Annotated in this window: 30 protein-coding genes; 19 read left to right on the top strand and 11 right to left on the bottom strand. The window is 67.5% G+C overall.

The window, feature by feature from the left end:
• Window positions 1-41 precede the first annotated feature (41 nt).
• The 14 genes from HSX43_RS11880 to egtD all read left to right on the top strand — a co-directional run bounded on the left by HSX43_RS11880 (window position 42) and on the right by egtD (window position 11,739).
• A complete protein-coding gene (locus HSX43_RS11880) occupies window positions 42-311 on the top strand; it encodes a twin-arginine translocase TatA/TatE family subunit (protein ID WP_179380358.1) in 270 nt (89 codons plus the stop codon).
• Window positions 312-335: 24 nt separating this feature from the next.
• Window positions 336-797 carry a Sec-independent protein translocase protein TatB gene (gene tatB / locus HSX43_RS11875; protein WP_179380357.1) on the top strand — a complete coding sequence of 154 codons (462 nt, stop codon included), beginning with the start codon at window positions 336-338 and terminating at the stop codon, window positions 795-797.
• Window positions 794-1,678, top strand: coding sequence for a twin-arginine translocase subunit TatC (gene tatC, locus HSX43_RS11870; protein ID WP_179380356.1), 885 nt, complete (start codon window positions 794-796; stop codon window positions 1,676-1,678). The genes tatB and tatC overlap by 4 nt, the downstream gene beginning before the upstream one ends.
• Window positions 1,675-2,502, top strand: a complete 828-nt coding sequence (locus HSX43_RS11865; protein WP_179380355.1) for an ATP-binding protein — start codon at window positions 1,675-1,677, stop codon at window positions 2,500-2,502. Before tatC ends, HSX43_RS11865 begins: the two co-directional genes overlap by 4 nt.
• A gap of 123 nt (window positions 2,503-2,625) precedes the next feature.
• The gene (locus HSX43_RS11860) at window positions 2,626-3,816 is read left to right on the top strand and encodes an ABC transporter substrate-binding protein (protein ID WP_179380354.1); all 1,191 of its coding nucleotides are present in this window, start codon (window positions 2,626-2,628) and stop codon (window positions 3,814-3,816) included.
• Window positions 3,817-3,879: 63 nt separating this feature from the next.
• Window positions 3,880-4,662 carry an ABC transporter ATP-binding protein gene (locus HSX43_RS11855; protein WP_179380353.1) on the top strand — a complete coding sequence of 261 codons (783 nt, stop codon included), beginning with the start codon at window positions 3,880-3,882 and terminating at the stop codon, window positions 4,660-4,662.
• A complete protein-coding gene (locus HSX43_RS11850; RefSeq protein WP_179380352.1) occupies window positions 4,659-5,357 on the top strand; it encodes a hypothetical protein in 699 nt (232 codons plus the stop codon). Before HSX43_RS11855 ends, HSX43_RS11850 begins: the two co-directional genes overlap by 4 nt.
• Window positions 5,354-6,178 (top strand): ABC transporter ATP-binding protein, encoded by an 825-nt coding sequence (locus tag HSX43_RS11845; protein WP_179380351.1) that lies wholly within the window; start codon window positions 5,354-5,356, stop codon window positions 6,176-6,178. Before HSX43_RS11850 ends, HSX43_RS11845 begins: the two co-directional genes overlap by 4 nt.
• Window positions 6,179-6,358: 180 nt before the next feature.
• Window positions 6,359-6,664 carry a hypothetical protein gene (locus HSX43_RS11840; protein ID WP_179380350.1) on the top strand — a complete coding sequence of 102 codons (306 nt, stop codon included), beginning with the start codon at window positions 6,359-6,361 and terminating at the stop codon, window positions 6,662-6,664.
• Window positions 6,665-6,852: 188 nt separating this feature from the next.
• Entirely contained in the window at window positions 6,853-7,134 is a 282-nt protein-coding gene (locus HSX43_RS11835; protein ID WP_179380349.1) for a hypothetical protein, read from the top strand.
• Window positions 7,134-8,144, top strand: a complete 1,011-nt coding sequence (locus tag HSX43_RS11830) for a branched-chain amino acid ABC transporter permease (protein WP_179380348.1) — start codon at window positions 7,134-7,136, stop codon at window positions 8,142-8,144. Before HSX43_RS11835 ends, HSX43_RS11830 begins: the two co-directional genes overlap by 1 nt.
• The gene (locus HSX43_RS11825; protein ID WP_179380347.1) at window positions 8,141-9,454 is read left to right on the top strand and encodes a branched-chain amino acid ABC transporter permease; all 1,314 of its coding nucleotides are present in this window, start codon (window positions 8,141-8,143) and stop codon (window positions 9,452-9,454) included. The genes HSX43_RS11830 and HSX43_RS11825 overlap by 4 nt, the downstream gene beginning before the upstream one ends.
• A 93-nt stretch (window positions 9,455-9,547) precedes the next feature.
• On the top strand, window positions 9,548-10,801 hold the full coding sequence (egtB, locus tag HSX43_RS11820) for an ergothioneine biosynthesis protein EgtB (protein WP_179380346.1): 1,254 nt from the start codon (window positions 9,548-9,550) through the stop codon (window positions 10,799-10,801).
• A gap of 11 nt (window positions 10,802-10,812) precedes the next feature.
• Entirely contained in the window at window positions 10,813-11,739 is a 927-nt protein-coding gene (egtD, locus tag HSX43_RS11815) for an L-histidine N(alpha)-methyltransferase (RefSeq protein ID WP_407929378.1), read from the top strand.
• 203 nt (window positions 11,740-11,942) lie between these two features.
• Here the strand turns inward: egtD and HSX43_RS11810 are convergent, their stop codons facing one another.
• Genes HSX43_RS11810 through cysG form a run of 6 tightly spaced genes read right to left on the bottom strand, consistent with a single transcriptional unit; the run spans window position 11,943 to window position 17,341 of the window.
• Window positions 11,943-12,776, bottom strand: coding sequence for a ferredoxin--NADP reductase (locus tag HSX43_RS11810; protein ID WP_179380344.1), 834 nt, complete (start codon window positions 12,774-12,776; stop codon window positions 11,943-11,945).
• A 52-nt stretch (window positions 12,777-12,828) separates the two neighbouring features.
• Window positions 12,829-13,257: a DUF934 domain-containing protein gene (locus HSX43_RS11805; RefSeq protein ID WP_179380343.1), complete on the bottom strand. Its 429-nt coding sequence runs from the start codon at window positions 13,255-13,257 to the stop codon at window positions 12,829-12,831.
• Window position 13,258: 1 nt separating this feature from the next.
• Window positions 13,259-13,999, bottom strand: a complete 741-nt coding sequence (locus HSX43_RS11800) for a phosphoadenylyl-sulfate reductase (protein ID WP_179380342.1) — start codon at window positions 13,997-13,999, stop codon at window positions 13,259-13,261.
• Window positions 13,989-15,638 carry a nitrite/sulfite reductase gene (locus tag HSX43_RS11795; protein WP_179380341.1) on the bottom strand — a complete coding sequence of 550 codons (1,650 nt, stop codon included), beginning with the start codon at window positions 15,636-15,638 and terminating at the stop codon, window positions 13,989-13,991. Before HSX43_RS11795 ends, HSX43_RS11800 begins: the two co-directional genes overlap by 11 nt.
• Window positions 15,639-15,641: 3 nt before the next feature.
• On the bottom strand, window positions 15,642-15,962 hold the full coding sequence (locus tag HSX43_RS11790) for a DUF2849 domain-containing protein (RefSeq protein ID WP_179380340.1): 321 nt from the start codon (window positions 15,960-15,962) through the stop codon (window positions 15,642-15,644).
• The gene (cysG, locus tag HSX43_RS11785; protein WP_179380339.1) at window positions 15,959-17,341 is read right to left on the bottom strand and encodes a siroheme synthase CysG; all 1,383 of its coding nucleotides are present in this window, start codon (window positions 17,339-17,341) and stop codon (window positions 15,959-15,961) included. Before cysG ends, HSX43_RS11790 begins: the two co-directional genes overlap by 4 nt.
• Before the next feature lie 119 nt (window positions 17,342-17,460).
• Here cysG and HSX43_RS11780 point away from each other — a divergent pair, with 119 nt between their 5' ends.
• Entirely contained in the window at window positions 17,461-17,940 is a 480-nt protein-coding gene (locus HSX43_RS11780) for an Lrp/AsnC family transcriptional regulator (protein ID WP_235962638.1), read from the top strand.
• Between the two features lie 37 nt (window positions 17,941-17,977).
• Here the strand turns inward: HSX43_RS11780 and HSX43_RS11775 are convergent, their stop codons facing one another.
• The 3 genes from HSX43_RS11775 to moaA are packed head-to-tail and all read right to left on the bottom strand — an operon-like array spanning window position 17,978 to window position 20,045.
• Complete coding sequence (locus tag HSX43_RS11775; protein ID WP_179380338.1) at window positions 17,978-18,433, bottom strand: SixA phosphatase family protein; 456 nt, start codon at window positions 18,431-18,433, stop codon at window positions 17,978-17,980.
• Entirely contained in the window at window positions 18,430-19,047 is a 618-nt protein-coding gene (locus HSX43_RS11770) for a ferredoxin (RefSeq protein WP_179380337.1), read from the bottom strand. The genes HSX43_RS11775 and HSX43_RS11770 overlap by 4 nt, the downstream gene beginning before the upstream one ends.
• Entirely contained in the window at window positions 19,044-20,045 is a 1,002-nt protein-coding gene (gene moaA, locus HSX43_RS11765) for a GTP 3',8-cyclase MoaA (protein ID WP_179380336.1), read from the bottom strand. The genes HSX43_RS11770 and moaA overlap by 4 nt, the downstream gene beginning before the upstream one ends.
• A 106-nt stretch (window positions 20,046-20,151) precedes the next feature.
• Here moaA and HSX43_RS11760 point away from each other — a divergent pair, with 106 nt between their 5' ends.
• Entirely contained in the window at window positions 20,152-20,643 is a 492-nt protein-coding gene (locus HSX43_RS11760) for a hypothetical protein (RefSeq protein WP_179380335.1), read from the top strand.
• A gap of 43 nt (window positions 20,644-20,686) precedes the next feature.
• Window positions 20,687-22,204 carry an AMP-binding protein gene (locus tag HSX43_RS11755; protein WP_179380478.1) on the top strand — a complete coding sequence of 506 codons (1,518 nt, stop codon included), beginning with the start codon at window positions 20,687-20,689 and terminating at the stop codon, window positions 22,202-22,204.
• Between the two features lie 34 nt (window positions 22,205-22,238).
• Here HSX43_RS11755 and HSX43_RS11750 read toward each other — a convergent pair whose 3' ends face one another.
• The gene (locus tag HSX43_RS11750) at window positions 22,239-22,670 is read right to left on the bottom strand and encodes a hypothetical protein (RefSeq protein ID WP_179380334.1); all 432 of its coding nucleotides are present in this window, start codon (window positions 22,668-22,670) and stop codon (window positions 22,239-22,241) included.
• Window positions 22,671-22,768: 98 nt separating this feature from the next.
• A complete protein-coding gene (locus tag HSX43_RS11745) occupies window positions 22,769-23,932 on the bottom strand; it encodes a M20 aminoacylase family protein (RefSeq protein ID WP_179380333.1) in 1,164 nt (387 codons plus the stop codon).
• Between the two features lie 111 nt (window positions 23,933-24,043).
• Between HSX43_RS11745 and HSX43_RS11740 the strand changes: the two genes are divergently transcribed.
• Window positions 24,044-24,634, top strand: coding sequence for a TetR/AcrR family transcriptional regulator (locus HSX43_RS11740; RefSeq protein WP_179380332.1), 591 nt, complete (start codon window positions 24,044-24,046; stop codon window positions 24,632-24,634).
• 30 nt (window positions 24,635-24,664) lie between these two features.
• On the top strand, window positions 24,665-25,591 hold the full coding sequence (locus tag HSX43_RS11735) for a hypothetical protein (protein ID WP_179380331.1): 927 nt from the start codon (window positions 24,665-24,667) through the stop codon (window positions 25,589-25,591).
• Window positions 25,592-25,606: the final 15 nt, after the last annotated feature.

The following is a 25,606-nucleotide window of genomic DNA, read 5'->3' as shown; positions in this document are numbered from 1 at the left end:
GGCCGACGCGGACGCGCGCGCGCCCTTCAGGGAGACACATCATGCTGACCAATGCACTTCTCATCAACAACGTGGGGCCGATGGGCATCCTGCTCATCGCGATCGTCGTTCTCGTGCTCTTCGGGCGCGGCAAGATCTCGAGCCTGATGGGCGAGGTCGGGAAGGGGATCACCTCCTTCAAGAAGGGCGTCGCCGAGGGCAACAAGGACGACGAGGAAGAGACTGCAGCCGTGCAGGTGGATCCGTCGCTCAACGACTCGGCCACGGTGCGCGACATCACCCCCGAACCGTCCGAGAAGGACAAGGCCTGATCTGAGACCCGGGGGGCCGCACCCATGTTCGACATCGGCTGGAGCGAGATGATGGTCGCGGGCGTCGTCGCCCTGATCGTCGTCGGCCCGAAGGACCTGCCGCGCATGTTCCGTGCGCTGGGCGAGTTCACGGGCAAGGCGCGGCGCATGGCGCGCGAGTTCCAGTCGGCGATGAACGATGCCGCGAAGGACAGCGGGGTGGGCGACATCGCGGGCGACCTGCGCAAGATGTCGGACCCGAAGAAGTACGGCCTCGACGCGCTGAAGGATGCCGAGAAGGAACTGACCGCCTGGACGCCCGACGAGGCGGACGGCAAGGCCGCGAAACCCGATGCGGGGCTGAGCCCCGACCGGGCGGCGAACAAGGCCAAGATCGACAAGGCGATGGCCGAGGCCGCCGAGCGCCGGCAGGCAGCGGAGGCCGCCGAACTCTCGGGTGAACCGGAGATCGAACCCGCGTCGAACGAGACGGACAAGAGCGCATGAGCGACACCGAAATCGACGACAGCTCCGCGCCCCTGATCGAGCATCTGGCGGAGTTGCGGACGCGGTTGATCCGCGCCGTCGTCGCGTTCCTCGTCGGCATGGTCGCCTGCTTCTACTTCGCGCAGGACATCCTCGCGTTTCTGTTGGGTCCGATCGAGGACACGATGCGGTCCCTCGGCGATCCGAACCCCCGGATGCAGTACACGGCCCCGCAGGAGTACTTCTTCACGCAGGTCCGGGTCGCCATGGTCGCGGGCCTCGTCATCGCCTTTCCGGTCATCGCGCATCAGCTCTGGCGCTTCGTCGCGCCCGGTCTTTACAGGAACGAGAAGAGTGCCTTCCTGCCCTTCCTGATCGCGTCGCCCGCGCTCTTCACGCTGGGCGCGGCCTTTGCACATTACGTCGTGGTGCCGCTGGCGATGCAGTTCTTCCTGGGCTTTGCCGACGTGCGCGAGGTGATCGCCGGGGCCATCCCGACGGACGTGCCCGACGGCGTGGTGATCACCGAGCCGGTTGAGACCCCGGCGGACGAGGGCATCGACATCGTCTTCGACGGCAAGGTGAACGAGTCGCTCGACATCACGCTCAAGATGATCGTGGCCTTTGGGCTCTGCTTCCAGCTTCCGGTCCTGCTGACGCTGATGGGCAAGGCCGGGCTCGTCTCGTCCGAGGGGCTGGTGAACGTGCGCAAATACGCGGTCGTTGGCATCCTCGTTCTGGCCGCGCTGGTGACTCCGCCCGATGTCATCACGCAGATCATCCTCTTCGTCGTGGTCTACGGTCTCTACGAGGTGTCGATCTGGCTGGTGAAGATGGTCGAGCGCAAGCGCGAGAAGGAATTGCGCGCGCAGGGTCTCTGGGACGAGGACGAAGACGCTTGAGCGACCCGTTGGAGCGCATCGCCGTCGCGCTCGAACGGCTGGCCCCGGCGCCCTTTGCCGCGCCCGACTGGCGTGCGAGTGCCTATGTCTGGGATACCTCACCTGACCGCCTGATCCCGGTGCCGGCACCGAACCGCATCGCGCTCGATCTGCTCGTGGGCATCGACCGAGCACGCGATACGCTGCTCGACAACACGCGCCGCTTCGCCGACGGCCTGCCGGCGAACAACGCGCTCCTTTGGGGCGCGCGGGGCATGGGGAAGTCGAGCCTCGTCAAGGCGATACACGGCGAACTTGAAGCGACGGGCCTGAAGCTCGTCGAGTTGCAGCGCGAGGATATCCACAGTGTCGGCGCGCTCCTCAACGTGTTGCGCGCGGCCCCGCATCGCTTCGTGCTCTACTGCGACGACCTGAGTTTCAGCCACGACGATGCAGCCTACAAGTCGCTCAAGGCCGTGCTCGACGGCGGGATCGAAGGTCGGCCGGGCAACGTCGTGTTCTACGCGACGTCGAACCGCCGTCACCTGATGCCACGCGACATGATAGAGAACGAACGCTCCACGGCGATCAAGCCCGGCGAGGCGGTGGAGGAGAAGGTCTCGCTCTCGGACCGTTTCGGCCTCTGGCTCGGCTTCCATCCCTGCGACCAGGACGCCTATCTCGCCATGATCCGCGGCTATTGCGAGGCCTACGGCGTCGAGATCGCGGAGGAGGTGCTGCGGGCCGAAGCGGTGGAATGGCAGGCGACGCGCGGGGCGCGGTCGGGGCGCGTCGCGTGGCAGTTTTTTACCGACCTGGCCGGCCGGCGGGGAATTTCGCTGTGAAACGGCTGTTTCGCCGCGATTAAAAATCGGGAACGGCCGGATTGGACGCTTTCATCTGCGCAACACGTTCAATAACGTATCGCATCAAGGCTCGGGAAAGAGTCGGATAACAGGGAGAATATCATGAAAAAGCTTCTGATGGCTTCGGCCGCAACTCTGGCCGCGACGGCCGCCTTTGCGGATGGCCATTCGCCCGTGAAACTGGGCGTCGTGCTGGGCTTCACCGGCCCGCTTGAATCGCTTGCCCCGCAGATGGCGGCCGGGGCCGAGATGGCCATGTCGGAGGTCTCGGAGTCGGGCCTTCTGCTCGATGGCGTGACCGTGGAGCCGGTGCGCGGCGATTCCACCTGCATCGACGCGGCCGCCGCCACCTCGGCGACCGAGCGTCTCATCACCGGTGACGGTGTCGCGGGCATCGTCGGCGCGGATTGCTCGGGCGTGACGGGAGCCATGCTCTCGAACGTCGCCGTGCCGAACGGCGTCGTGATGATCTCGCCCTCGGCCACCTCGCCGGGTCTCTCGACCGCCGAGGACAACGGCCTCTTCTTCCGGACCGCGCCGTCGGATGCGCGCCAGGGCGTCATCATGACCGAGATCCTGATGGATCAGGGCATCGAGAGCGTCGCGCTGACCTATACGAACAACGACTACGGCAAAGGTCTGGCCGACGCATTCCAGACCGCCTTCGAGGAAGCGGGCGGCTCGGTCACGATCTCGGCCGCGCACGAGGACGGCAAGGCGGACTACTCGGCCGAAGTCGGTGCGCTGGCGGCGGCCGGTGGTGACCGGCTGGTCGTGGCGGGCTACGTCGACCAGGGCGGCTCGGGCATCGTGCGCGCGGCGCTCGACTCGGGGGCGTTCGACACGTTCCACTTCCCCGACGGCATGATCAGCCAGGCGCTCGTCGACAACTTCGGCTCCGAGATCGACGGCTCGACCGGCCAGAACCCGGGCACCGACAGTCCCGGCGCGCAGATCTACCAGGAGATGGCGGCGGCGGCCGACTACGACGGCTCCTCGCCCTTCTCGGCGGAGGCCTATGACGCCGCGGCGCTCATCATGCTGGCGATGCAGGCGTCGGGTTCGGCCGATCCGGCGGTCTACAAGGACGCCGTGATGGATGTGGCCAACGCCCCGGGCGAGGAGATCCTGCCCGGCGAGCTGGAGAAGGCGCTGCAGATCCTCAAGGACGGTGGCGACATCGACTATGTCGGGGCCTCGGCGGTCGAGCTGATCGGACCCGGCGAGTCGGCCGGCAACTACCGCGAGGTCAGCTTCGGCGGTGGCGAGCTGGTGGTTGAAGGCTTCCGCTAAGACCGGCACGAGAGACAGAGAACGGCCCCCGCGCGGGGCCGTTCCCACATGGGGGACAGACGCATGATCGAGGTCGAGGACCTTCATCGCCATTTCGGCGGCTTCCGGGCCGTGGACGGGGCGACGCTTCGGATCGAGCCGAAGACGATCACCGGGCTCATCGGGCCGAACGGGGCGGGGAAGACGACGCTCTTCAACGTCATTGCGGGCGTGCTGCCGCCGACCTCGGGGCGGGTCACGATGGCGGGCGAGGACATCACCGGCCTGCCGCCGCACGAGCTGTTCCACAAGGGGCTGCTCCGGACGTTCCAGATCGCGCATGAGTTCCACTCGATGACCTGTCAGGAGAACCTGATGATGGTGCCGGGCGGCCAGACTGGCGAGACGCTCTGGAACACCTGGTTCGGGCGCAAGCGCATCGCCGACGAGGAGCGGGCGCTCCGGGCGAAGGCCGACGAGGTGCTCGACTTCCTAACGATCAGTCACCTGCGCGACCAGAAGGCGGGGCAGGTCTCGGGCGGGCAGAAGAAGCTCCTTGAACTCGGGCGCACGATGATGGTGGACGCGAAGATCGTCTTCCTCGACGAGGTCGGCGCGGGCGTGAACCGCACGCTCCTCAATACGATCGGCGACGCGATCCTGCGGCTCAACAAGGAGCGGGACTACACCTTCGTCGTCATCGAGCACGACATGGATTTCATCGGCAAGATCAGCGACCACGTCATCTGCATGGCCGAAGGCAAGGTGCTGGCCGAGGGCTCGCTGGCCGAGATCAAGGCCAACGAGCAGGTCATCGAAGCCTATCTGGGCACGGGGCTGAAGAACAAGGATCAGCTGGCCGGATGATACGGACGGGCCTCATATCGGGCGTCGTCGCGATGGTGCTGTCGCAGGCGGCCGTCGCGGAGGAGTTTGCGCGGGCGACCCTGATGGGCCATGATATCGTGCTGAACGACGACATGACCTGGGCCTTCGTCGACCCGGGCATGACATTGGCCGACAGTGCGGATGGCCCGTGGTGCCTGTCGTCGTCGGACGACCGGATCAACGTCTGTCCGCCGCCTGACCTCTGGCTGGACCGCGAGATCCTCGTCGATGCCTCCTCGGAGCAGCATTTCTACTCGCGGGGGGAGGAGGCATTCTCGCTGATGGTGGTCTCGGAACGCGGCTTCGGTCACGAGGGTGATTTCGAGGGCTTCGCGGGCCTTGATGATGCAGAGGGCGGCCCGGTGCTCACGATCATCAACTGGCTGTTCGACCTGCCGCGCTACGAGATCACGGCCCGCAGGGCGGACGACGTCATCGTCACCCGCAGCGGATATGCGGAGGCGGCCGACATCTACGAGTCGACCACAATCGAGATCTTCCTGCCGTCCGAACTCGTCATGATTGACTTCATCGACCTAGGCCCGGTGGCCGGCCAGGACCTTGCGCCCCCGTCCGGAGAGCGGGCGCAGATGATCGAGGCGACCCTCGCGGGGATCACAATCGACGGTCAGCCCTATGAGACGTGGCTGGTCGCCGCGGAGGACATCGAATGACGACAGACTCCTACCAGGACGACCGGGGCAACAAGGACCGCTCGATCACCAATCCGCACGGGCGCGGCACGATGAGCCCCGGCACCACGTCCGGCGAGCGAAGCCACACCCAGGACGCCTTCCTCATCGGGGACAACATGACCGGCGGCTATGGGCAGGGCCCCGACATCCTGCACGATTGCACGATCGCGGTGAACCCGGGCGAGATCGCCGTGATCGTGGGGCCGAACGGGGCCGGCAAGTCGACGGGGATGAAGGCCGTCTTCGGGATGCTGAACCTGCGCAAGGGGGCGGTGCGGCTCGACGGGGAGGACATCACCGCGCTGAGCCCGCAGGACCGGGTGGCAAAGGGCATGGGTTTCGTGCCCCAGACCTCCAACATCTTCACGTCGATGACGGTGGAGGAGAACCTGGAGATGGGGGCCTTCATCCGCCGAGACGACATCCGCGAGACCATGGCGCAGGTCTATGACCTGTTCCCGATCCTGAAGGAGAAGCGCGGTCAGGCGGCGGGCGAGCTCTCGGGCGGGCAGCGGCAGCAGGTGGCCGTGGGCCGGGCGCTGATGACGAAACCGAAGGTCCTGATGCTCGACGAGCCGACGGCGGGCGTGAGCCCCATCGTGATGGACGAGCTATTCGACCGGATCATCGAGGTCAGCCGCACGGGCATCCCCATCCTGATGGTGGAGCAGAACGCGCGGCAGGCGCTGGAGATCGCGGATCGCGGATACGTCTTGGTGCAGGGGCGCAATGCGCATACCGGGACGGGTAAGGAGCTTCTGGCGGACGAAGAGGTCCGCCGGTCGTTCCTCGGGGGGTGAGCGATGAAGGGTCGGGACATCTTCGTCGCTGTCTGCCTGGCCGGTGCGTCCGCTGCCCTCTTGGCAACGAGTGCAGAAGCCGAAGGCCTGACTTGTGAGCTGATCTGCGACGGCGCATGCGACCGGGAGCCGGTTGCGGGACGACTTATGATACTGGATCGGCATGCGGAGCCATCACTGATGACGATGATTGGCACCGAAGGGATGATCCCCGGCGATGTGATGCCAAAACGGTTGATCGAACCCTTGGGATGGACCGGACGCGCAGTGACGCCACCGGTTCTGCAAATGTCGTTTGATGGACAGACCGGCGACACGATCATTTCAGCACCGGGCCTGAAACCCGGGGATGGCGCCGCCATCCTGCGGATTGGTCCCGAGGGGCCACGGTTTGCGGCGCGGCTGGAACATATATTGGGCCGAACGCTGTTGCGTCGCACGGATGTGACTTTGAACTATGCCGGATATTGCGAGGTGACGTCCTGATGGACCCGCTCGATGTCTTGGATCGGCCTGGAGTTTTTGGTGGACGAAAAGGTCGGCCCATCGTGTCTGGCCCTGGGGCGATAGCTGTGTTCCCGACGGTACGTGGCTCCGGCGGGGAAATCTGGCAAACGAAGATTTGGGCTGCGGTTCTTCTGGGCCTGAGCGCGGGCGCGGCCGGAGCCGGGACGGTGTGCAGCTTTACGACGGAGTGCCTGTCGGACGAGCGCTGCGCCGAAACGGACTTCGATCTGACCGTTAGCGGCACGGCCTTTGCAGACCCGGCGGGGGACACGCCCATCGTCACGGATGTGATGCTCGGCGATCTGCGCGTTCTGGTGGCCGGAACCGAGGACGGGGGAGAGACGCGGATGTTGACCATCGCGCCCGACGGCGGGGCGCTGATGACGGCGCATCTGCCGGAACCGATCCTGACGATCAGCTATATCGGCCTGTGCCGGGAGGAGGGGTGATGGACATCCTCAACGCTCTGGTCGCGCTGGCCAATTTCGTCATCGTGCCGGCCACCGCCTATGGTGCGCAGCTGGCGCTCGGGGCGCTTGGTGTCACGCTGATCTACGGGATCCTGCGGTTCTCGAACTTCGCCCATGGCGACACGATGGCCTTCGGGACGATGGCGGTCGTGCTGACGACCTGGGGGTTGCAGGCGGCGGGCATCACCGGCGGGCCGCTGCCGACCGCGCTTCTGGCGCTGCCCGTCGGGATCGCGGCGACGGCACTTCTGCTCCTCGGCACCGACCGGGCGGTCTATCGCTTCTACCGGGTGAAGAAGGCCGTGCCGGTGACCTTCGTCATCGCCTCGCTCGGGGTGATGTTCGTGATGAACGGCCTCGTCCGCTTCATCATCGGCCCCGACGACCAGCGGTTTGCCGATGGCGAGCGCTTCCTCATCACCGCGCGCGACTTCAAGGAGATGACGGGCCTCGCGGAGGGGCTGGCCCTCAAGACGACGCAGGTCATCACCGTCGTGGTCGCGGTGATCGTGGTCGCGGTGCTCTTCTGGTTCCTCAACAAGACGCGGACGGGCAAGTCGATGCGCGCCTATTCCGACAACGAGGATCTGGCGCTTCTGTCGGGCATCAATCCGGAACGGGTGGTGATGTATACCTGGCTCATGGTCGCCGCGCTCGCGACCATCGCCGGCACGCTCTACGGCCTCGACAAGAGCTTCAAACCCTTCACCTACTTCCAGCTGCTGCTGCCGATCTTCGCCGCGGCCATCGTGGGCGGTCTCGGCTCGCCGCTCGGGGCGATCGCGGGGGGCTTCGTGATCGCCTTCGCGGAGGTGACGATCACCTATCCGCTCAAGAAGGTGCTGGGCTACCTGCTGCCGGAGAGCCTCGAGCCCGACGGCCTCGTGCAGCTCCTGTCCACCGACTACAAGTTCGCGGTCAGCTTCGTGATCCTGATCATCGTGCTGCTGTTCCGTCCGACGGGTCTCTTCAAGGGGAAAGCGGTATGACGACGCAGACGCAGGGGCAGACGACGCGCGCCCTCATCCTCTTTGCGCTGGTGGCCGCGCTCCTTGTCGGGACGGGGGTGATGCAGTCGTGGAACGTGGCGCTCACGATCCTCAACATGGGTCTCATCTCGGCCGTGATGGCGCTCGGGGTGAACATCCAGTGGGGCTACGCGGGCCTCTTCAACGTCGGCATCATGGGGTTCGTGGCGCTCGGGGGCCTCGGCGCGGTCCTGATCTCGATGCCCCCCAATACGGAGGCCGCCTCTGCCGGAGGTCTGCGCATCGCGCTCGGCCTCGTCCTCGGGGCGGCCACGGTCGTGGCGGCGATCCTCGCCTACATGCGCCTGCCGAAGTTCCGGGGATGGGCGACCGCGGCGATCCTGCTGGCGGGGTTCTTCGTCTTCCGCTCGGTGCTCGATCCGGGCGTCGCGGCGGTCGAGGCGGTCAATCCGGCGAGTGAGGGCAATATCGGCGGTCTCGGCCTGCCGGTGCTGCTGGCCTGGCCGGTTGGCGGATTGCTCGCGGCGGGCGCGGCCTGGGTGATCGGGAAGACGGCGCTCGGCCTGCGCTCGGACTACCTTGCCATCGCGACGCTCGGCATCGCGGAGATCGTGATCGCCGTGATGAAGAACGAAGACTGGATGGCGCGGGGCGTCAAGAACGTCATCGGCCTGCCGCGGCCCGTGCCCTATGAGGTGGACCTGCAGCAGGCGGAGTGGTTCCGGGAACTGGTGACGGAGTTCGGCACCGACCCGGTCACCGCCTCGACGATCTTCGTCAAGCTGGCCTATGCCGGGCTCTTCGGCGTGATCCTGCTAGGCCTGATCTGGCTGACGCAATCGGCGCTTGCTTCGCCCTGGGGTCGGATGATGCGCGCGATCCGCGACAACGAGACAGCGGCGGAAGCCATGGGCAAGGACGTGACCGCGCGCCATCTGCAGGTTTTCGTACTGGGCTCGGCCGTGGTGGGCCTCGCCGGCGCGATGATGACGACGCTCGACGGGCAGCTGACGCCCGGCACGTATCAGCCCCTCCGCTTCACCTTCCTCGTCTGGGTGATGGTGATCGTCGGCGGTTCGGGCAACAACTGGGGCGCAGTCCTCGGCGGCTTCCTGATCTGGTGGCTCTGGGTGCAGGTGGAGCCGCTCGGCGCGCTCCTGATGCAGGGGATCACCGCCGGCATGGCCGACGGCAGCTGGCTGAAAGCGCATCTCCTCGACTCGGTCGCGCATATGCGGCTCTTGACGATGGGTCTCGTGCTTCTGCTCGTCCTGCGCTTCTCGCCGCGCGGTCTCCTGCCGGAACGGTGAGCGGAGGCTTGCCGGGCGTCACGGAACATTGACGGGACAGTCGGGAAATATCCTCTAGGTTGAGGGTTCACGTCCTCGACGGAAGGCCCCGCCATGATCTCTCCCGCTCCCGCGCCGCTGGCGCCGAACGATGCCCTCGATCTCTACGCGCGGACGCGGGGCCGGACGCGCGCGCTGGCCGCGCCGCTGCGGCCGGAGGACCAGATGCTGCAGTCGATGGAGGATGCTTCCCCGGCGAAATGGCATCTGGCCCATACGACCTGGTTCTTCGAGGAGTTCATCCTGCGCCCACGCGTCTCCGGCTACAGCAGCCCGGACGACCGCTTCGCCTTCCTCTTTAACAGCTACTACACCCAGGCGGGGCCGCGGCACGCGCGGGACCGGCGGGGCATGGTCTCGCGCCCCGACTGCGCCGAGGTGGCCGACTACCGCGCCCACGTCGACGCGGCGATGGATGCACTGCTCACGGGCGGGCGCGACGATGCCGAGGAGATCGCGGGGCTCGTGGAACTGGGCTGCCACCACGAGATGCAGCATCAAGAACTGCTCGTGACCGACTTGTTGCACGGGCTCTCCTTCAATCCGCTTCTGCCCGCCTACCGCGACCCGCAGCCGCTGCCGGTGACGCAGGAGGTGCCGCTTACCTTCACGCGCCACGACGGCGGGCTCGTGGAGATCGGCCACGACGGAGCCGGGTTCGCCTATGATTGCGAAAGCCCGCGCCACAGGGCCTTCACGCAGGCTTTCGAGATCGCCGACCGCCCGGTCACCAACCGCGAGTGGATCGCCTTCATGGAGGACGGCGGCTACGACGACGCGCGGCACTGGTTCATGGAAGGCCATGCCGTCGCGACACGAGAGGAGTGGCACCATCCGCTCTACTGGTGGCAACAGGACGGCGAATGGTGGACCTATACGCTGCGCGGGCCGCAGCCGGTGGCGCTCGACGCGCCGGTCGTCCACGTGAGTTACTATGAGGCCGATGCCTTCGCCCGCTGGGCCGGAGCGCGCCTACCGACGGAAGTCGAGCACGAGATCGCCTTCCGCGACCGCCCGATCGCGGGCAATTTCCTCGACGACGGGCCGCTGCGGCCCATGCCGGGGGAGGGGGTTTGGGGCGATGTTTGGGAATGGACGTCCTCGCCCTTCACGCCCTATCCGGGGTTCCGTCGGCCCGAGGGCGCGCTCGGCGAGTACAATGGCAAGTTCATGGTCAACCAGATGGTGCTGCGCGGCGGCTCCTGCGCGACGCCGCGCGACCAGATGCGCTCGACCTACCGGACGTTCTTCTATCCGCATCAGCGGTGGCAGATGATGGGGCTGCGCCTGGCGCGGGATGTGACATGAAGGACATGTGTGTGAACAGTGAGTTGCTTGCCGATGCCCGCGAGACGCTTCGTCGTCCGCAGAAGGCGCTGTCGCCGAAGTGGTTCTACGACCGACGTGGCTCGGAACTCTTCGAGGAGATCACGGAGCTGCCGGAGTACTACCCGACGCGGACCGAGGCGGCGATCCTGAAGGAGAATGCCGCGCGGCTGGCCGGGCTCGTGCCGCGGGGCGGGGCGCTCGTGGAGCTCGGCTCCGGCGCGAGCGTCAAGACGCGCACGCTCCTCGGCGCGGGCGAGCACTTCGGGGCCTATGTGCCGATCGACATCTCGGAGGATTTCCTCCTGTCGACGGCCGACGATCTGCGCGCGCGCTACCCGGGCCTGGCGATCCGGCCGGTCGTGGGGGATTTCACCGGATCGGTGAACTTGCCCGACGATGTGATCACACTGTCCAAGATCGGCTTCTTCCCGGGCTCGACGATCGGCAATCTCGATCCTTTGGAGGCCGTCGCCCTGCTCGCGCGGGCCCGCGCATGGCCTGCCGTCGAGGGGTTCATCCTCGGCGCGGATCTTGTTAAGCCGGCCCCGGACCTGATCGCGGCCTACGATGATGCCGCGGGGGTCACGGCGGCTTTCAATCTGAACGTTCTCAACCGGTTGAACGACGAAGCTCAGGCTAATTTCGACCTCTCTGAGTTTCGGCACGAAGCCCGGTGGTGCGAGGATCCGGCCCGCATCGAGATGCATCTGGTCTCCGAGCGGGCGCAGACGGTGCGGCTTGGCGAGGATGTGATCACGTTCCGGGAGGGCGAGAGCATCCACACCGAGAGTTGTCGCAAATACACCGCTGAAACGCTCGAAGCTCTGGCCGCCGCGGCGGGCTGGCGCGTTGAGGAGATGCTGACCGACGATGCGGCGCGTTTCGCCGTCGCGGTCCTTCGACCGGACGCCGGCTGACACGGCTTACCGACGCTAGACCACCGGCCCGCAACCAGATGCGTACTGCGGCGAGTCTGATGCGGGCGCTGAAGTTCTGATCGTGTTTTTGTATCGGGTCGCGATGCCCCGGGAGTGCTTGCGTTCCGAGAAGAACCGCTCGATCCGGTTGCATCTTCGGTTGGCCCCGCGGACCGGGGCCACCCTTGCAGCCTACGGTGCCCTCAGCCCACGAAGGCCTTTTCCACCACGAAGTGCTTCGGGTCGGAGTTCGCGCCCTCCTCGAGGCCGAAGCCCCCGAGGATCTCCTTCAGATCGGTGTTGAGGCCCATGGAGCCGCAGATCATGGCACGATCGGTTTCGGGCGTGATGGCCGAGACGCCGAGGTCGCGCTGCGCTTCGCCGGATTTCAGCAGATCGGTGATCCGTCCCATTTTCGGCGAGGTCTCGCGCGTCGTCGTCGGGTAGTACTTCAGCTTGGCGAGGTTCTCTTCGCCTAGGAGTTCCACCAGCATCTCGTCGGTGCGGATGCTCTCGATCAGCTGACGGCCGTACTCCAGTTCCGCCACGTCGCGGCAGGTGTGGGTGATGATGACTTCCTCGTAGTCCTCGAAGGTTTGCGGGTCGCGCAGGAGGGAGGCGAAGGGCGCGAAGCCGGTGCCGGTGGCGAAGAACCAGATCCGCCTGCCGGGCAGAAGCGCGTCGTGGACGAGCGTGCCGACGGGCTTCGGGCGCAGGATGATCTGGTCGCCGGGCCGGATGTGCTGCAGCTTGGAGGTCAGCGGGCCGTCCTGCACCTTGATCGAGTAGAACTCCAGCTCCTCGTCCCAGCTGGGCGAGGCGATGGAATAGGCGCGCAGGAGCGGCTTCTGCTTGCCCGTCTCGGGGTGCGGGTCGCCCATGAGGCCGATCATCACGAACTCGCCCGAGCGGAAGCGGAGCGAGGCCGGGCGCGTCACCCGGAAGGAGAAGAGCCGGTCGGTCCAATGCGTGACCGATGTGACGGTCTGCGCATCGGGGAGCACGGGAGCAGTGGGCGTGGCGGTCATGTCATTCATGGCAATAAAGCGGGCTGTTGCCCGCTCCTCTAATCAAGTCGGGGGGAGGTTTCTAGGCGGTCTGACGGTCGCGGGCGCGGCCGAGGCGGGCCTGGTAGTCGTGGGCCTGCCAGTCGGCGCGGGCGCGCCACTGCTCCTCTGGCTGTCGGGCGGCCAGATCATCGGAGATTTCGACTTCGTCGAAGCCCGCGCGCCGGGCCATGGCGTATTGATCGGCGAGGACATGGCCCGCGGCCCGCAACCGGCCCCGGAAGCCCGCGCGGCGCAACGCGCGCGCGATGGTGAACCCGCGGCCGTCGGCGAAGCTCGGGAAGCCGACGCGGATCACATGCGCGTCCTCAAGCCGCGCGAGCACCGGTTCGAGGTCGGCGTCCGGCGCGATGTCGATGGCGAGCGGGCCGTTCGCCGGCAAGTCATCCGAGGGGGAGAAGGCGGCATTCAGGTCTTCGGGCGCGAAGCCGCCGTCGGTGATGATGGGCATGTCAGGCCCCCTTGTGCAGGCCGGGGTAGATGCGCCCGGCGGAGAAATGGATGCCGCATTCGGTCTTGACGCGGCCGCGCCAGCGTCCGGCGCGCGCGTCCTCGCCCGGGGCGACCTTGGTAGTGCAGGGCGCGCAGCCGACGGAGGCGAAGCCCTGGGCGACAAGCGGATGACGCGGCAGGTCGTGCGCGTCCATGTGGGCGGCGATGTCCTCGCGCGTCCAATGGGCGAGCGGGTTGATCTTGAGCTTGCCCGCATCGACCTCGAAGAGCGCCATTTCGGCGCGGTCGGCCGTCTGGTGCCGCTTGCGCCCGGTGATCCAGCCATCGAACGCCTGCAGCGCCAGTTCCAGTGGCTTCGTCTTGCGCAGGGCGCAGCAGGTGTCGGCGTCGCGCTGATGCAGGTCGCCCTCGGGGTCGTGGAGGAAGAGGTCGAGGCTGTCGGGGCGGATGACGCGCACGTCCGTCAGCCCCAGCGTCTCGGCCACCTCGCGCTGGTAGGCAAGCGTCTCGGGGAAGAGCATCCCCGTCTCGAGGAAGAGGACCGGCGTGTCGGGAGCCACCCGCGACAGAAGGTGGAGCAGCACGACCGATTCCGCCCCGAAGGACGAGACCATCGCGAGATCGCCCACCTTGGCGTTGCGCAACGCCGTGTCGAGCACGACCTCCGCGTCGGCCCCCTTGAGATCGGCGTTGAGTTGCGCCGCGCGGGCGGTCAGGAGGGCAGTGAGATCAAGCGGCATCCTGTTTCTCCTCGGGATAGAGCGCGGCCTTGAAGGGCGCGGGGCCCAGCCGGCGGTAGGCGTCGATGAAGGTTTCCTCCGCGCCCTCGCGCAGGTCGAGATATGCGAGGATCAGGCGCTCGATCGCGGGCACGACCTGATCGTAGGCAAAGCCGGGGCCCGCGCGCTCGCCGATAGCCGTGCGCTCCGAGCCATCGCCGCCGAGCGTGATCTGGTAGTTCTCCACCCCCGCGCGGTCGAGGCCGAGGATGCCGATGTGCCCGACATGGTGGTGGCCACAGGCGTTGATGCAGCCCGAAATCTTGATCTTCAGGTGGCCGACGTCATGCTCGATCTTCAGCTCGTCGATCCGCTTCGCGATGCCCTGCGCGACGGGGATGGAGCGGGCCGTGGCCAGCGCGCAGTAGTCCATGCCCGGGCAGGCGATGATGTCGGAGGCAAGCCCGACGTTCGCCGTGCCGAGGCCCGCCGCCTTCAGCGCCTCGAAGAGCGCGGGCAGGGCGTCGCGGCGAACATGGGGCAAGATCACGTTCTGCTCGTGAGAGATGCGCAGCTCGCCGTAGGCATGGGCCTCGGCCAGATCGGCCATCAGCCGCATCTGATCGGCGGTCGCATCGCCCGGCGTCTCGCCGTGCTTCTTGATCGAGATCGTCACGATGGCGTGGTCGTCGCGCTTGTGGGCCGTGACGTTCGTGTCGACGAAGCTCTGCAGCACCGGGTCGAGGATCGGCGCGGGCGTGTTGTCGACGAAGTCGGGCAGGGCGAAGGAGCGCTCGATCCCGGCCAGCATCTCTTGGTCGACACCCGAAAAGAGCGGCTTCAATTCGGCGAAGCGCGCCTCGATCTTCTCGCGCATCGTATCGAGCCCGTTCTCGTGAACGGTGATCTTGATGCGCGCCTTGTACTTGTTGTCGCGCCGGCCGAGCCGGTTGTAGACCGACACGATCGCCTCGCAATAGGGCAGCAGGTCCTCGATCGGCAGGAAATCCCGCACGGTCTTGCCGACCATGGGCGTGCGGCCGAGGCCGCCACCGATGATGACTTCCACGCCCAGCGCGCCGTCCCGACGCTTGAGCACCAGGCCGATGTCATGGGCGCGTGTCACGGCGCGGTCGTTCGGCGCGCCGGTGATTGCGATCTTGAACTTGCGGGGCAGGAACTGGAACTCCGGGTGGTCGGTCGACCACTGGCGCAGAAGCTCCGCGATGGGGCGGGGGTCGGCCACCTCGTCGTCGGCGGCCCCGGCGAAGTGATCGGCCGTCACGTTGCGGATCGTGTTGCCCGACGTCTGGATGGCGTGCAGCCCGACCTCGCCCAACGCATCGAGCATGTCCGGGATGTCGGTCAGTTTCGGCCAGTTGTACTGGATGTTCTGGCGCGTGGTGAAATGGCCGTAGCCCTTGTCCCACTTTTCGGCGAGGAGCGCGAGCTGGCGCATCTGGGCCGACGAGAGCGTGCCGTAGGGAATGGCCACGCGCAGCATGTAGGCGTGCAACTGCAGGTAGACGCCGTTCATCAGGCGCAGCGGCTTGAACTCGTCCTCGGTGAGCGAGCCGTCGAGGCGACGCTCGACCTGGGCACGGAACTGGGCGTTGCGGGTCGCGAGGAAGGCGCGGTCGAAGTCGTTATACTGATACATGGGTCAGACCTCCGGGCCGGGACGTTGGCCGCTCGATTTGCCGTGGGCGTAGTTGGTGGGACCGGAGGCGCGGAAGTCCTCTCGGAAATGGCTGGGCACGGGGCCGGTCTCGGTGACCGTCACATCGGCCAGATAGACGCCGACGACGACGGCCGGCTTGTCCGCTTCCACGAGCCGCATCTGCGCATGGGCCTCGTCCTCGAGGACCTCGGCCTCGCGCAGGTCGAGCGTCCACTCGTCTCGGTCGGTGAGATAGACCACGTCGCCCTCGCGCAGGAGGTTGGCGGTGACGACCTTGGGGGTGAAGGGGCGATTGCGGCTCATAGCGCGATCTCCTGGTTGGCGACGGCAAGGGCCGCGGCGCGCGGCTCCAGCCCGAAGAGAAGGACGGCCGGACCGGTCACATCGGTCAGCGCGTCGGGAAGGGTGGCGAGGGTGGCGGGATGCACGCGCTGATCGGCGCGGCTCGCGTTCTCGATCACGGTGACGGGGGTGGAGGGGGCGGTGCCGTGCATCATCAGACGCCCCTGCATCCAGCGCGCGGCGCGCTTGCCCATGTAGATCGCGGCGACGGCCCCGGGCTTCGACAGCGCGGCCCAGTCCTGCTCGGCGAAGCCCTTCATGTCGTGCCCCGTCAGAAAGCGGACGGTACCGTTGCGGTTCCGCTTCGTCAGGCTCTGCCCGATGGTGGCGACGGCGGCGGAGGCGGCGGTGATCCCCGGCACGATGGTCCAACTGAGGCCCGCGGCATCCAAGGCTTCGATCTCCTCGTCGAGGCGGCCGAAGACCGTCGGATCACCGGCCTTCAGGCGCACCACATGCGCGCCCTTCAGCCCGTGCTCCACGATCAGCGCGTCGATGTCCGATTGCGCGGTCGAGGGGCCGAAACCCTCCTTGCCCACGTCAATGATGAGCGCCTCGCGGCGGGCGAGTTCCAGGATCTCGGGCGTGACCAGCCGGTCGTGGATCACCACGTCGGCGGCGTCGAGCGCCTTGCGCGCTTTCAGAGTCAGCAGGTCCGGGTCGCCCGGGCCGGCCCCGACCAGATCGACATGGCCGGGCCGCGCCTCGGCATTGAGGTGCTTGTCGAGGAGCGCGTCGAGCGAGGCGCGGATCGTCGCCTCGCCCTCCTCGGCGGCGCGGGGACCGGCGGTGTCGTAGTACTCCGCCCAGAAGCGGCGGCGGACGGCACCCATCGGCAGTACGTCGGCGGCCTTGCGGAATGTCTTGCCGATCCGGGCCAGCAGGCCCGTTTGCGCCGGCAGCCGCTCCTCCAGCTCCGCCTTGATCTTGCGGGCCAGTACGGGGGCCGCCCCCTCGGTGCCGATGGCCACGACGACCGGGTCGCGGTCGACGATGGCCGGCGTGATGAACTGCGACGCCTCGAGGTTGTCGACGATGTTGACGAGCGCGCCGTCGGCCGAGGCGAGGCGCAAGGTCCGCGCGTCCAGCTCGGCGTCTTCATGCGCCCCGTAGGCGACGACGCAGCAGAGCGCGTCCCCCGGCTCCTGCGCACGGCGGATCAGCGTGAGCTTGCCCGCCTCGGCCCAGCGTTCGATCACGGGATCGGCGGTCTCGGCGACAACGGTGATCCGTGCGGTCGTCTTCAGGAGCAGCCGCAGCTTGGCCACGGCCGCGTCACCGCCACCCGCGACGAGGACGCGGCGGCCTTCGAGGGCGAGGAAGACGGGAAAGTGGTTCATGGATCGCTCCGGCGTTGCGTTCCCCATATATAGAACATTGTTCTGGATATTTGGCAGGGGGGCGGCAATAACAGGGACGTTGCGGCTGAATTTCCAACTCAATCGGAAGGATGTTCCAAATGATGCAGGAAACCCGAAAGCCCGTCCGGCTCGATGAGCTGGACCGGAACATCCTCCGGGCGTTGCAATCGGATGCAGGGCAATCGCTCGACGAGATCGCCCGTCAGGTCGGCTCTTCGAAGACCCCGGTCTGGAATCGCATCCGCAAGATGCGCGAGGCGGGTGTCATGGGGCCGTCGACGGTGGTGCTCGACCCGCAAGCCATTGGTCTGGATGCGTGTTTCTTCGTGCTAATCCGCACGTCCGAGCACGAGGCGGAGTGGCAGAAGAAGTTCCTCGCCGCCTTGCGCGCGCGCCCCGAGGTGCAGGAGGCGCACCGGCTGGCCGGGGAGATCGACTATATCCTGAAGGTCCGCGTCGCCGACGCGCGGGCCTATGACGTCTTCTATCAGGCTCTCATTTCGGAGGTGCGCGTGTTCAACGTCACGGCGCTCCTGTCGATGGAGGAGATCAAATCGAGCACGGCGCTGCCGGTCTGATGGAGGCCGAGGGGCAGGTCAGCCGCCACTGGTCGCGTCAGTCGATGTCGAGTTCGCGTGGAATGGCGAAGTCGAGACAACGGCCGTCATCCGTCTCGATTACCGTGCAGGCCCCCGTGGGGTAGCGCGGAAAGTCCGGGTGGTCGCAGTCGGTCAGCCGGTCCGCGACGTCGGCGATGCCGGGATTATGGGCGATAACCATCAGCGCGGGCGCGGCATGTTCGTCCACGAGTTTCAGGATCGTTTCCGGATCGGCGAGGTAGAGCGCGTCGAGACAGAGCGTCTCGGCCTCGATGCCGAGGCGATCCCGCGTCTCGCGCGTGCGTGCCGCGCCGGAGCAGAGGATGCGGTCCGGCAAATGTCCCCGCGCGCGCAGCCAGGCACCGATCCGTGGCGCATCGCGTCGACCGCGCTTGTTGAGGGGGCGGTCACGATCCTCCTGCATGGGGTCGCCCCAGTCGGACTTGGCGTGGCGCAGAAGGATCAGTTTCATCGCTCTCTCCGATGGAAATGCGCCATATGATGCGCCGACTGGGCATCCGGTCGGGCGGGCGAGACGGGGCAGACCCGGCGCACGGCGCAGCCGCGGGCCATGCAGTCGTTGGCCGGATCGTCGAGCCAGCCGTGACAGGCGTGGAGGTCGTAGCCGGCGGGTCCGAGCGCGCCCACCGGGCAGGCGGTGAGGCACGGCGCGGCGCAGCTGTCGCAAGGGCTCGGCGGAGCCGGGGGCAGGGGCAGTGCGTGGCCGAAGACGAGCGCGCCGCGAAAGCTGACCATCAGCCCCTGCGTGTCATGCACAAGGAGGCCGACCGGCGAGATATGGCAGCGTCCCGTCTTCGTCGCCCAGGTGACGAAGGGTTGCAGCGGTCGCGTGAAGGGGAAGCGCGCCTCGGCCCCGAGCGCCGCCGCCAATTCGCCCACGACGCGCCGTGACCACGCATCGACCGGGTGCGGCCCGCCAGACTCGGGCGCGGATCGAAGCGCGGACCAGAAGGTCGCGGGATCCGGGCCGAGCAGAACGGTCGTGCCGCCGTTCGCGTCGAAGCCGCCGAGCGGAATCAGGGCACGGGAGCGGGCGGCGGTGTCGAGCGCGGCCCAGGTCGTCATCCCCCGGTATGGCTCATATGACGGGAAACCTGACCCGCGATCTCCTGACGGGAATAGTCGAAATCGTGCCCTTTGGGCTTGCGCGAGATCGCTTCGCGGATGGCCGCCTCCAGCCCGGCATCGGCCTCGGAGGCGCGCAGTGGCGCGCGCAGATCGGCGCGGTCCTCCTGCCCAAGGCACATGTAGAGCTCGCCCGTGCAGGTGACGCGCACGCGGTTGCAGCTTTCGCAGAAGTTGTGCGTGAGCGGCGTGATGAAGCCGAGGCGCTGACCCGTTTCGCCCACCTCGAAATAGCGCGCGGGGCCGCCGGTGCGGTAACTCAGCTCCGACAGGGTAAACCGCTCGGCCAGCGTCGCGCGCAGATCCTTCAACGGCCAGTATTGGTCGAGGCGGTGGACGTCGCCCATATCGCCCATCGGCATGACCTCGATGAAGGTCAGGTCCAGATCCTCGCGCGCGGCCCAGTCGAGCAGGTCGAAGAGTTCGACGTCGTTGAAGTTCTTGAGCGCCACCGCGTTGATCTTGACGCGCATCCCGACCGATTTGGCCGCCGCGATGCCGCGCAGCACCTTGTCGAGGCTTCCCCAGCGGGTGATCTCCTTGAATTTCGTCGCATCGAGCGTGTCGAGCGAGACGTTCACCCGTCGCACGCCCGCGTTCCAGAGTGGCTCCGCGAAGCGCTCCAGCTGGCTCCCGTTCGTCGTGAGCGTCAACTCGTCCAGGCCGTTGCCCAGATGGCGCGACATGCCCTCGAAGAACGTCATGATCCCCTTGCGGACCAGCGGTTCTCCTCCCGTGATCCGCAACTTGCGCACGCCCATCCGCACGAAGGCCGAGCACATACGGTCCAGTTCCTCGAGCGTGAGCAGGTCGCGCTTGGGCAGGAAGGTCATGTGTTCCGCCATGCAATAGGTGCAGCGGAAGTCGCAGCGGTCCGTTACCGAGACGCGTAGGTAGTCGATGGTGCGGGCATAGGGGTCGATCAGGGGGGCGGTCATATGCCGAAGCTACGCGGGCGGCTGCCGGGTCACAAGTGGGGACGGCCCGGGGCTGACAGCGGCGTGAGCGGCGCTAGTATGGCCGCAGGACACTTTGGGGGCCGTCATGACTCGTTTCGCTCTTTTCCTGCCGCTTGCGGTGCTCGTCGGCTGCGCGGACCTGCCGCTTCTGAACCGCGTCGGCGGTGGCGGTTCCGTGCCCGAGGCGGTGCCGGATGCGCCCGCTCCGCTCCCGCAAGGGGCGACGGTCAACTCGCCGCTCGCCGGCCCGTCGAGCTCGGCCGCATCGCTCGATACCGTCTCGGACGAGGAAAAGGCGGCGGCGCGCGCGGCCGCCGAGACCAATTCCGCGGGTGGGGAGCTCGGGACGGTGACCGTCGCGCTCGGCAGCCCGGCGGAGCAGGGGCTCTGGGTCAAATCGGCCCTCGTCACCGAGGACACGCCGGGCACCGTGCGCACCGGCAGCGGCGATGCGATCGCGGTGACGCTGCGCCCGCTCGGGGGCGCGGGCGGTCCGCAGATCTCGCTCTCGGCGCTGCAGGCGCTCGGCCTGCCGCTGGCCGGGCTGCATCCGGTGACGCTCGCCCGCGCGGGTTAGGGTGCACCGCCGCACCATCCCGCGGCTCGCCCCCTGGGCCGAGATGCGCGCGGCCTTCCGCTGGGACATCCCGGCACGCTTCAACATCGCCGCGGGCTGCTGCGACAGCCGGGCGGCGGAAGAGCCAGAGCGCGTGGCCATCGTCGATCTCTCGGCGGAGCGCCGCGTCTGGACCTACGGTGCGCTGAAGGACGCCTCCGACCGGCTCGCCGGGGTGCTGGCCCGGGCCGGCGTCGGGCGAGGCGATCGGGTCGCGATCCTGCTGCCGCAGCGGGCGGAGGTCATGGTCGCGCATTTCGCGGTGATGAAGCTCGGTGCCGTCTCCTTGCCGCTCTTCACGCTCTTCGGGCCGGAGGCGCTCGACTATCGCTTGCGGGATTCGGGGGCGGTCGCCGTGATCGCCGACGCGGAGGGGCTGGCCAAGATCGGGGGGCTCGACCTGCCGGCCCTGAACCTCCGTCTCGACGTCGACGACTGGGATCTCTCGGGGCCGCCGGCGGTCGCGGTGGAGACGACCGCCGACGACCCGGCGATGATGATCTACACCTCCGGGACGACGGGCACGCCCAAGGGCGTCCTGCACGCGCACCGCTTCCTGCTGGGGCACTTGCCCTGCGTCGAGACCGCGCTCGAAGGCTTTCCGGTTTCAGGCGACGTCGGCTGGACGCCCGCCGACTGGGCTTGGATCGGCGGTCTGATGGACCTTGCCCTGCCATGCCTCTGGTTCGGTGTGCCGCTCGTGGCGAAGCGCTTTGGGAAGTTCGAGGCTGAGGCGGCCTGGCATCTCATGGTCGGGGAGGGGGTGACGACGGCCTTCCTGCCGCCGACGGCGCTCAAGCTCCTGCGGCGGAGCGAGGCTCCGCCCGGCCTGCGCCTGCGCGCGGTGCTTTCCGGCGGCGAGGCGCTCGGTTCGGGCCTTCTGACCTGGGGGCGTGAGACGCTTGGCGTGCCGATCAACGAGATCTACGGCCAGACCGAATGCAACCTCGTCATGGCCGCTTGCGCAGGGACGCAGGACGTGACGCCTGGCACGCTCGGCCGTCCGGTGCCGGGCATAGAAGTCGAGGTGCAGGATGGCGAGGGACGACCGGTCGCGGTCGGCGGGACCGGCGAGATCTGCACGCGCGGCTCGCCCGCGACCTTCCTGCGCTACTGGGACAAGCCGGACGAGACGGAAGCGAAATGGCGGAACGGCTGGCTGCGCACCGGCGATCTGGGGCGGGTCGAGGGCGATGGTGTGATCACATACGTCTCGCGCGACGACGATGTGATCACATCCGCCGGCTACCGCATCGGCCCGACCGAGATCGAGACCTGCCTGACGGCGCATCCGGCGGTCGTGATGTGCGCGGTCGTCGGCCTGCCGGATGTGGCGCGGGGCGAGGTGGTCACGGCCTTCGTCGTCGCGCCCGATCGGACGGAGACGCTCGAGGCGGAGTTGATCGGCTGGGTCCGCGCCCGCCTCTCGCCCCATATGGCCCCGAGGTCCGTGCGCTTCGTCGAGGGCCTGCCGATGACGGCGACCGGCAAGATCCTGCGGCGGGCGCTGCGCGAGGCATGAGAGCCGCGCGCAGGCCGTTGCGCGGGCGTGGCCGTCAGAGCCGGAAGTCTCCGTTCCCGAGCGACAGCCTCATCCGCTGCGCCCCGACACCGGCGGGCAAAGCCGTGCAATTGGCCATCGTTCCGACCATGGCGTCCTCCGACCGCGCGCGGACCCGATTGAAGAACTTGAGGTTCCTCAAGAGGTCCCGATCTTCGGCCGTCACCGCGCCCTCGCGCAGCATGTTGTCGATCGCCGGTCGCAGACGGATGTTGTCGAAGGCATAGGCCCCGCAAACCATCGGCCGACCCTCGACGACGATCGGACGCCAGGCGATGAAGAGGCGACCGGCGATGGCGGCCCCCGTCCAGCCGGACGACCCGATGGCGAAGTCATCGGTGACCTGGACCTTCGCGTTCACGGGGTTGGCGGCGGCCGGCGCGGCGGTCAGCGCGAGAAGGCCGGCGGCCAGAAGGGTGCGGATCATGGGGAGCTCCTTGCAGGTGGTCGGTCTTTCCATTCTGAACGGCCAATGCGCGGCATTCAAACCGAATATCCCGAAGGCTGCCCTCGTGGCCCGCGGCGTCAGGCCGCCGGCATCCGCCGCTCCACCACTTCCGCCCACCACGAACAGCCGGCCGGGATGGTCTCGTCGGTGAAGTCGTACTCGGGGTGGTGGACCGGGGCGCTCTCGCCGTTGCCGACGAGGATGTAGGCCCCCGGCCGTTCCTCGAGCATGAAGGCGAAATCCTCGCCGCCCATGACGAGCGGGGCCTCCTCGCACTCGCCCGAGACGGCGCGGGCGACCTCGGCGGCGAAGTCGGTCTGCTCGGCGTGGTTGCGCATGACGGGATAGCTGCGGTGATAGGTGATGTCGGCGGTGCCGCCGAAGGTCGTGCAGATGCCGGCGACGATCTCGCGGATGCGCGTTTCGGCCAGGTCGCGCGTCGCGTCGGTCATCGTGCGCACCGTGCCCTTCACCTGCACCCGCTGGGGAATGACGTTGAACGCCTTTGACGAGCTTTCCATCGACGTGACCGAGACGACGATATTCTGGATTGGGTCGGCATTGCGCGACACGATCGTCTGGAGCGCGGTGATCGCGTGGGCCGTCATGACCCCGGTGTCGATGACCTCGTGTGGCTTCGCGGCGTGGCCGCCCTTGCCCTCGAAGGTGATGTCGAACTGATCGGTCGCGGCAAAGAAGGCCCCGGGCCGGATCGCGAAGCTGCCGACGGGTTTGCCGGGCCAGTTGTGCATCCCGTAGACCTCCTCGATGTTCCAACGGTCCATCATCCCGTCGTCGCACATCTCCTTTCCGCCACCGCCGCCTTCCTCGGCGGGCTGGAAGATGAGGATGACCGTGCCGTCGAAATTGCGCGTCTCCGAGAGGTATTTCGCCGCGCCGAGCAGCATCGCCGTATGTCCGTCGTGGCCGCAGGCATGCATCGCGCCGTCGGTCTTGGAGGCATGTGGCACGCCCGTCTGCTCGTGGATCGGAAGGGCGTCCATGTCGGCGCGCAGGCCGATCACCTTGCCGGAGCCGGTCGCGCGTCCCTTGATGACGCCGACGACGCCGGTGCGCCCGATGCCCTCGACCACCTCGTCGCAGCCGAAGCCGCGCAGTTTCTCGGCCACGACCGCGCTCGTGCGATGCGTCTCGAAGAGGATTTCGGGGTTTTCATGGAGGTCACGGCGCCATTCCGTGATTTCGGGCAGCAGTTCGGCGAAGCGGTTCTTGACGGGCATGGGAGGTCTCCTTTCGGTTGAGCGAAGCCTGTCGCGCCCGAGCTGGAGTTGCAACCTGCGCCCGTGCGAAGGCGGTCGCGCATTCCCGCGCGGCTCGCCAGGTCCGCCGCCATGGCAAGACGCAGAAGCGGGGACAAGCCTGGTGCGATCCGCCGGGCGACGGTCGCGGAGGTCGTGGCGCGCGGCTCCGCGGCCGCTTCGGTGAATGCGATCGCGACGCGCGCGGGTCTCGCCGTCGGCACGCTCTATCGCTACCATGCGACGAAGGCCGACCTGCTGCGGGCGGTGCACCTCGAAATCAAGACGGAGTTGCATGACCGGGTGATGGCAGCCGCCCAGGAGGCCACCGACTCGCCGGCGCGGATCCGGGCGATGTGGTTCACCCTGATGGCCTTCGCGCGCGACGAGCCGGAGGCGTTTCTCTACACGGAGACGATCATGGGAGCCGCGCTCCTGACGCCGTCGGAGCTTGCGCGGCTCGACGGGATGCGGCGTGAGGGCACCGCCCTGATCGAGGCTGCGGTGGCCGATGGCACGCTGCGGCCGACTGATCCGCGCGCGATCGTCACGGTGCTGAGCGCCCCCGCGCTTCAGCTTGGTCGTTCGCTCGCCAGGGGCGGGACCGCGCTGGATCCCGCGCGTGTCGATGCAACCTTCGAATTGTGCTGGCGCGCGGTGGCGGCCCGGGACATAAATGAGTAAATGCTCATTTATGTCTCTCGGAGATGGCCCATGCGCACAAACCCCATCTGTCTGTCCGTCGCGCTCATCGCCTTCGCCGCCACGCAGGCAGACGCGCGGATGACCGACGCGGAGATCCGGCAGGGGTTCGAGGAACACGCCGCGCTGGCGCAGTACCACCGTTGGTATCAGGTCTACGAGCGGCCCGAGGGTCGTCTCGCGAACGCGCTCGACATCCTGACCGGCGACGTCGTCGTGACCTCTGGCCTCGGCAACGCGACGGGGCGCGACGAATATGCCGCGCGAGTCAAGCAGCTGCCCGAGACATGGCGCAATGCCCATCACGTCCGCTCGACCGAGATCACGCATCATGCCGACGGGACGATGACCCTCGCGGCCGAGATCCTTTACCAGAACGAGGGGATGCTGCCCGACGGCACGGTAAGGCAGGCCGAGCTGAGCTACGACGTATCGCTCGTGCCGGGCCAGAGCGTGCTGCCGCTTCTGTCGGAGGTGCGCATCGAGCAGGCGGGCGAACCCGAGGAGGGCGGCACCTTCGAGGACGCCTATGCCGAGAACCGGATGCGCAGTCTCGTGCACTACTGGCTCGCGCTGATCGAGGATCCGGCGCGTGACCCCGATCCGGTGCGCGAGATCCTGGCCGAGGACGTGCGTCTCGACTTCTCGAGCGGGGCGATCACCGATTTCGAGGGCTTCGCCGACTGGCTCGCCGGTCCCGGATCGCAGGTCGCGGCCAGTACACACGAGATCGGCAATTTCTCGGTCGAGGAGGCCGGCGAGGGTGTCTACCGCGTCGGCATGGATTTCGACTGGAACGGCCTCCTGCCCGACGGGACGCGGATGGTCGCGAAGACGCGCCACGACTGGACGGTGGAGAACGATGTGAGCGAGCGTTTCGCCCGCATCCGCACGATCGACGTGGAGGTGCTGGAGCCCCTCCGGCCGGTGGCCGACTGACGCGGATCTGCGTTT

It is taken from the genome of Jannaschia marina (assembly GCF_013404595.1).
GTDB lineage: Bacteria > Pseudomonadota > Alphaproteobacteria > Rhodobacterales > Rhodobacteraceae > Jannaschia > Jannaschia marina.
This window is presented reverse-complemented; position numbering and strand designations above follow the sequence as displayed.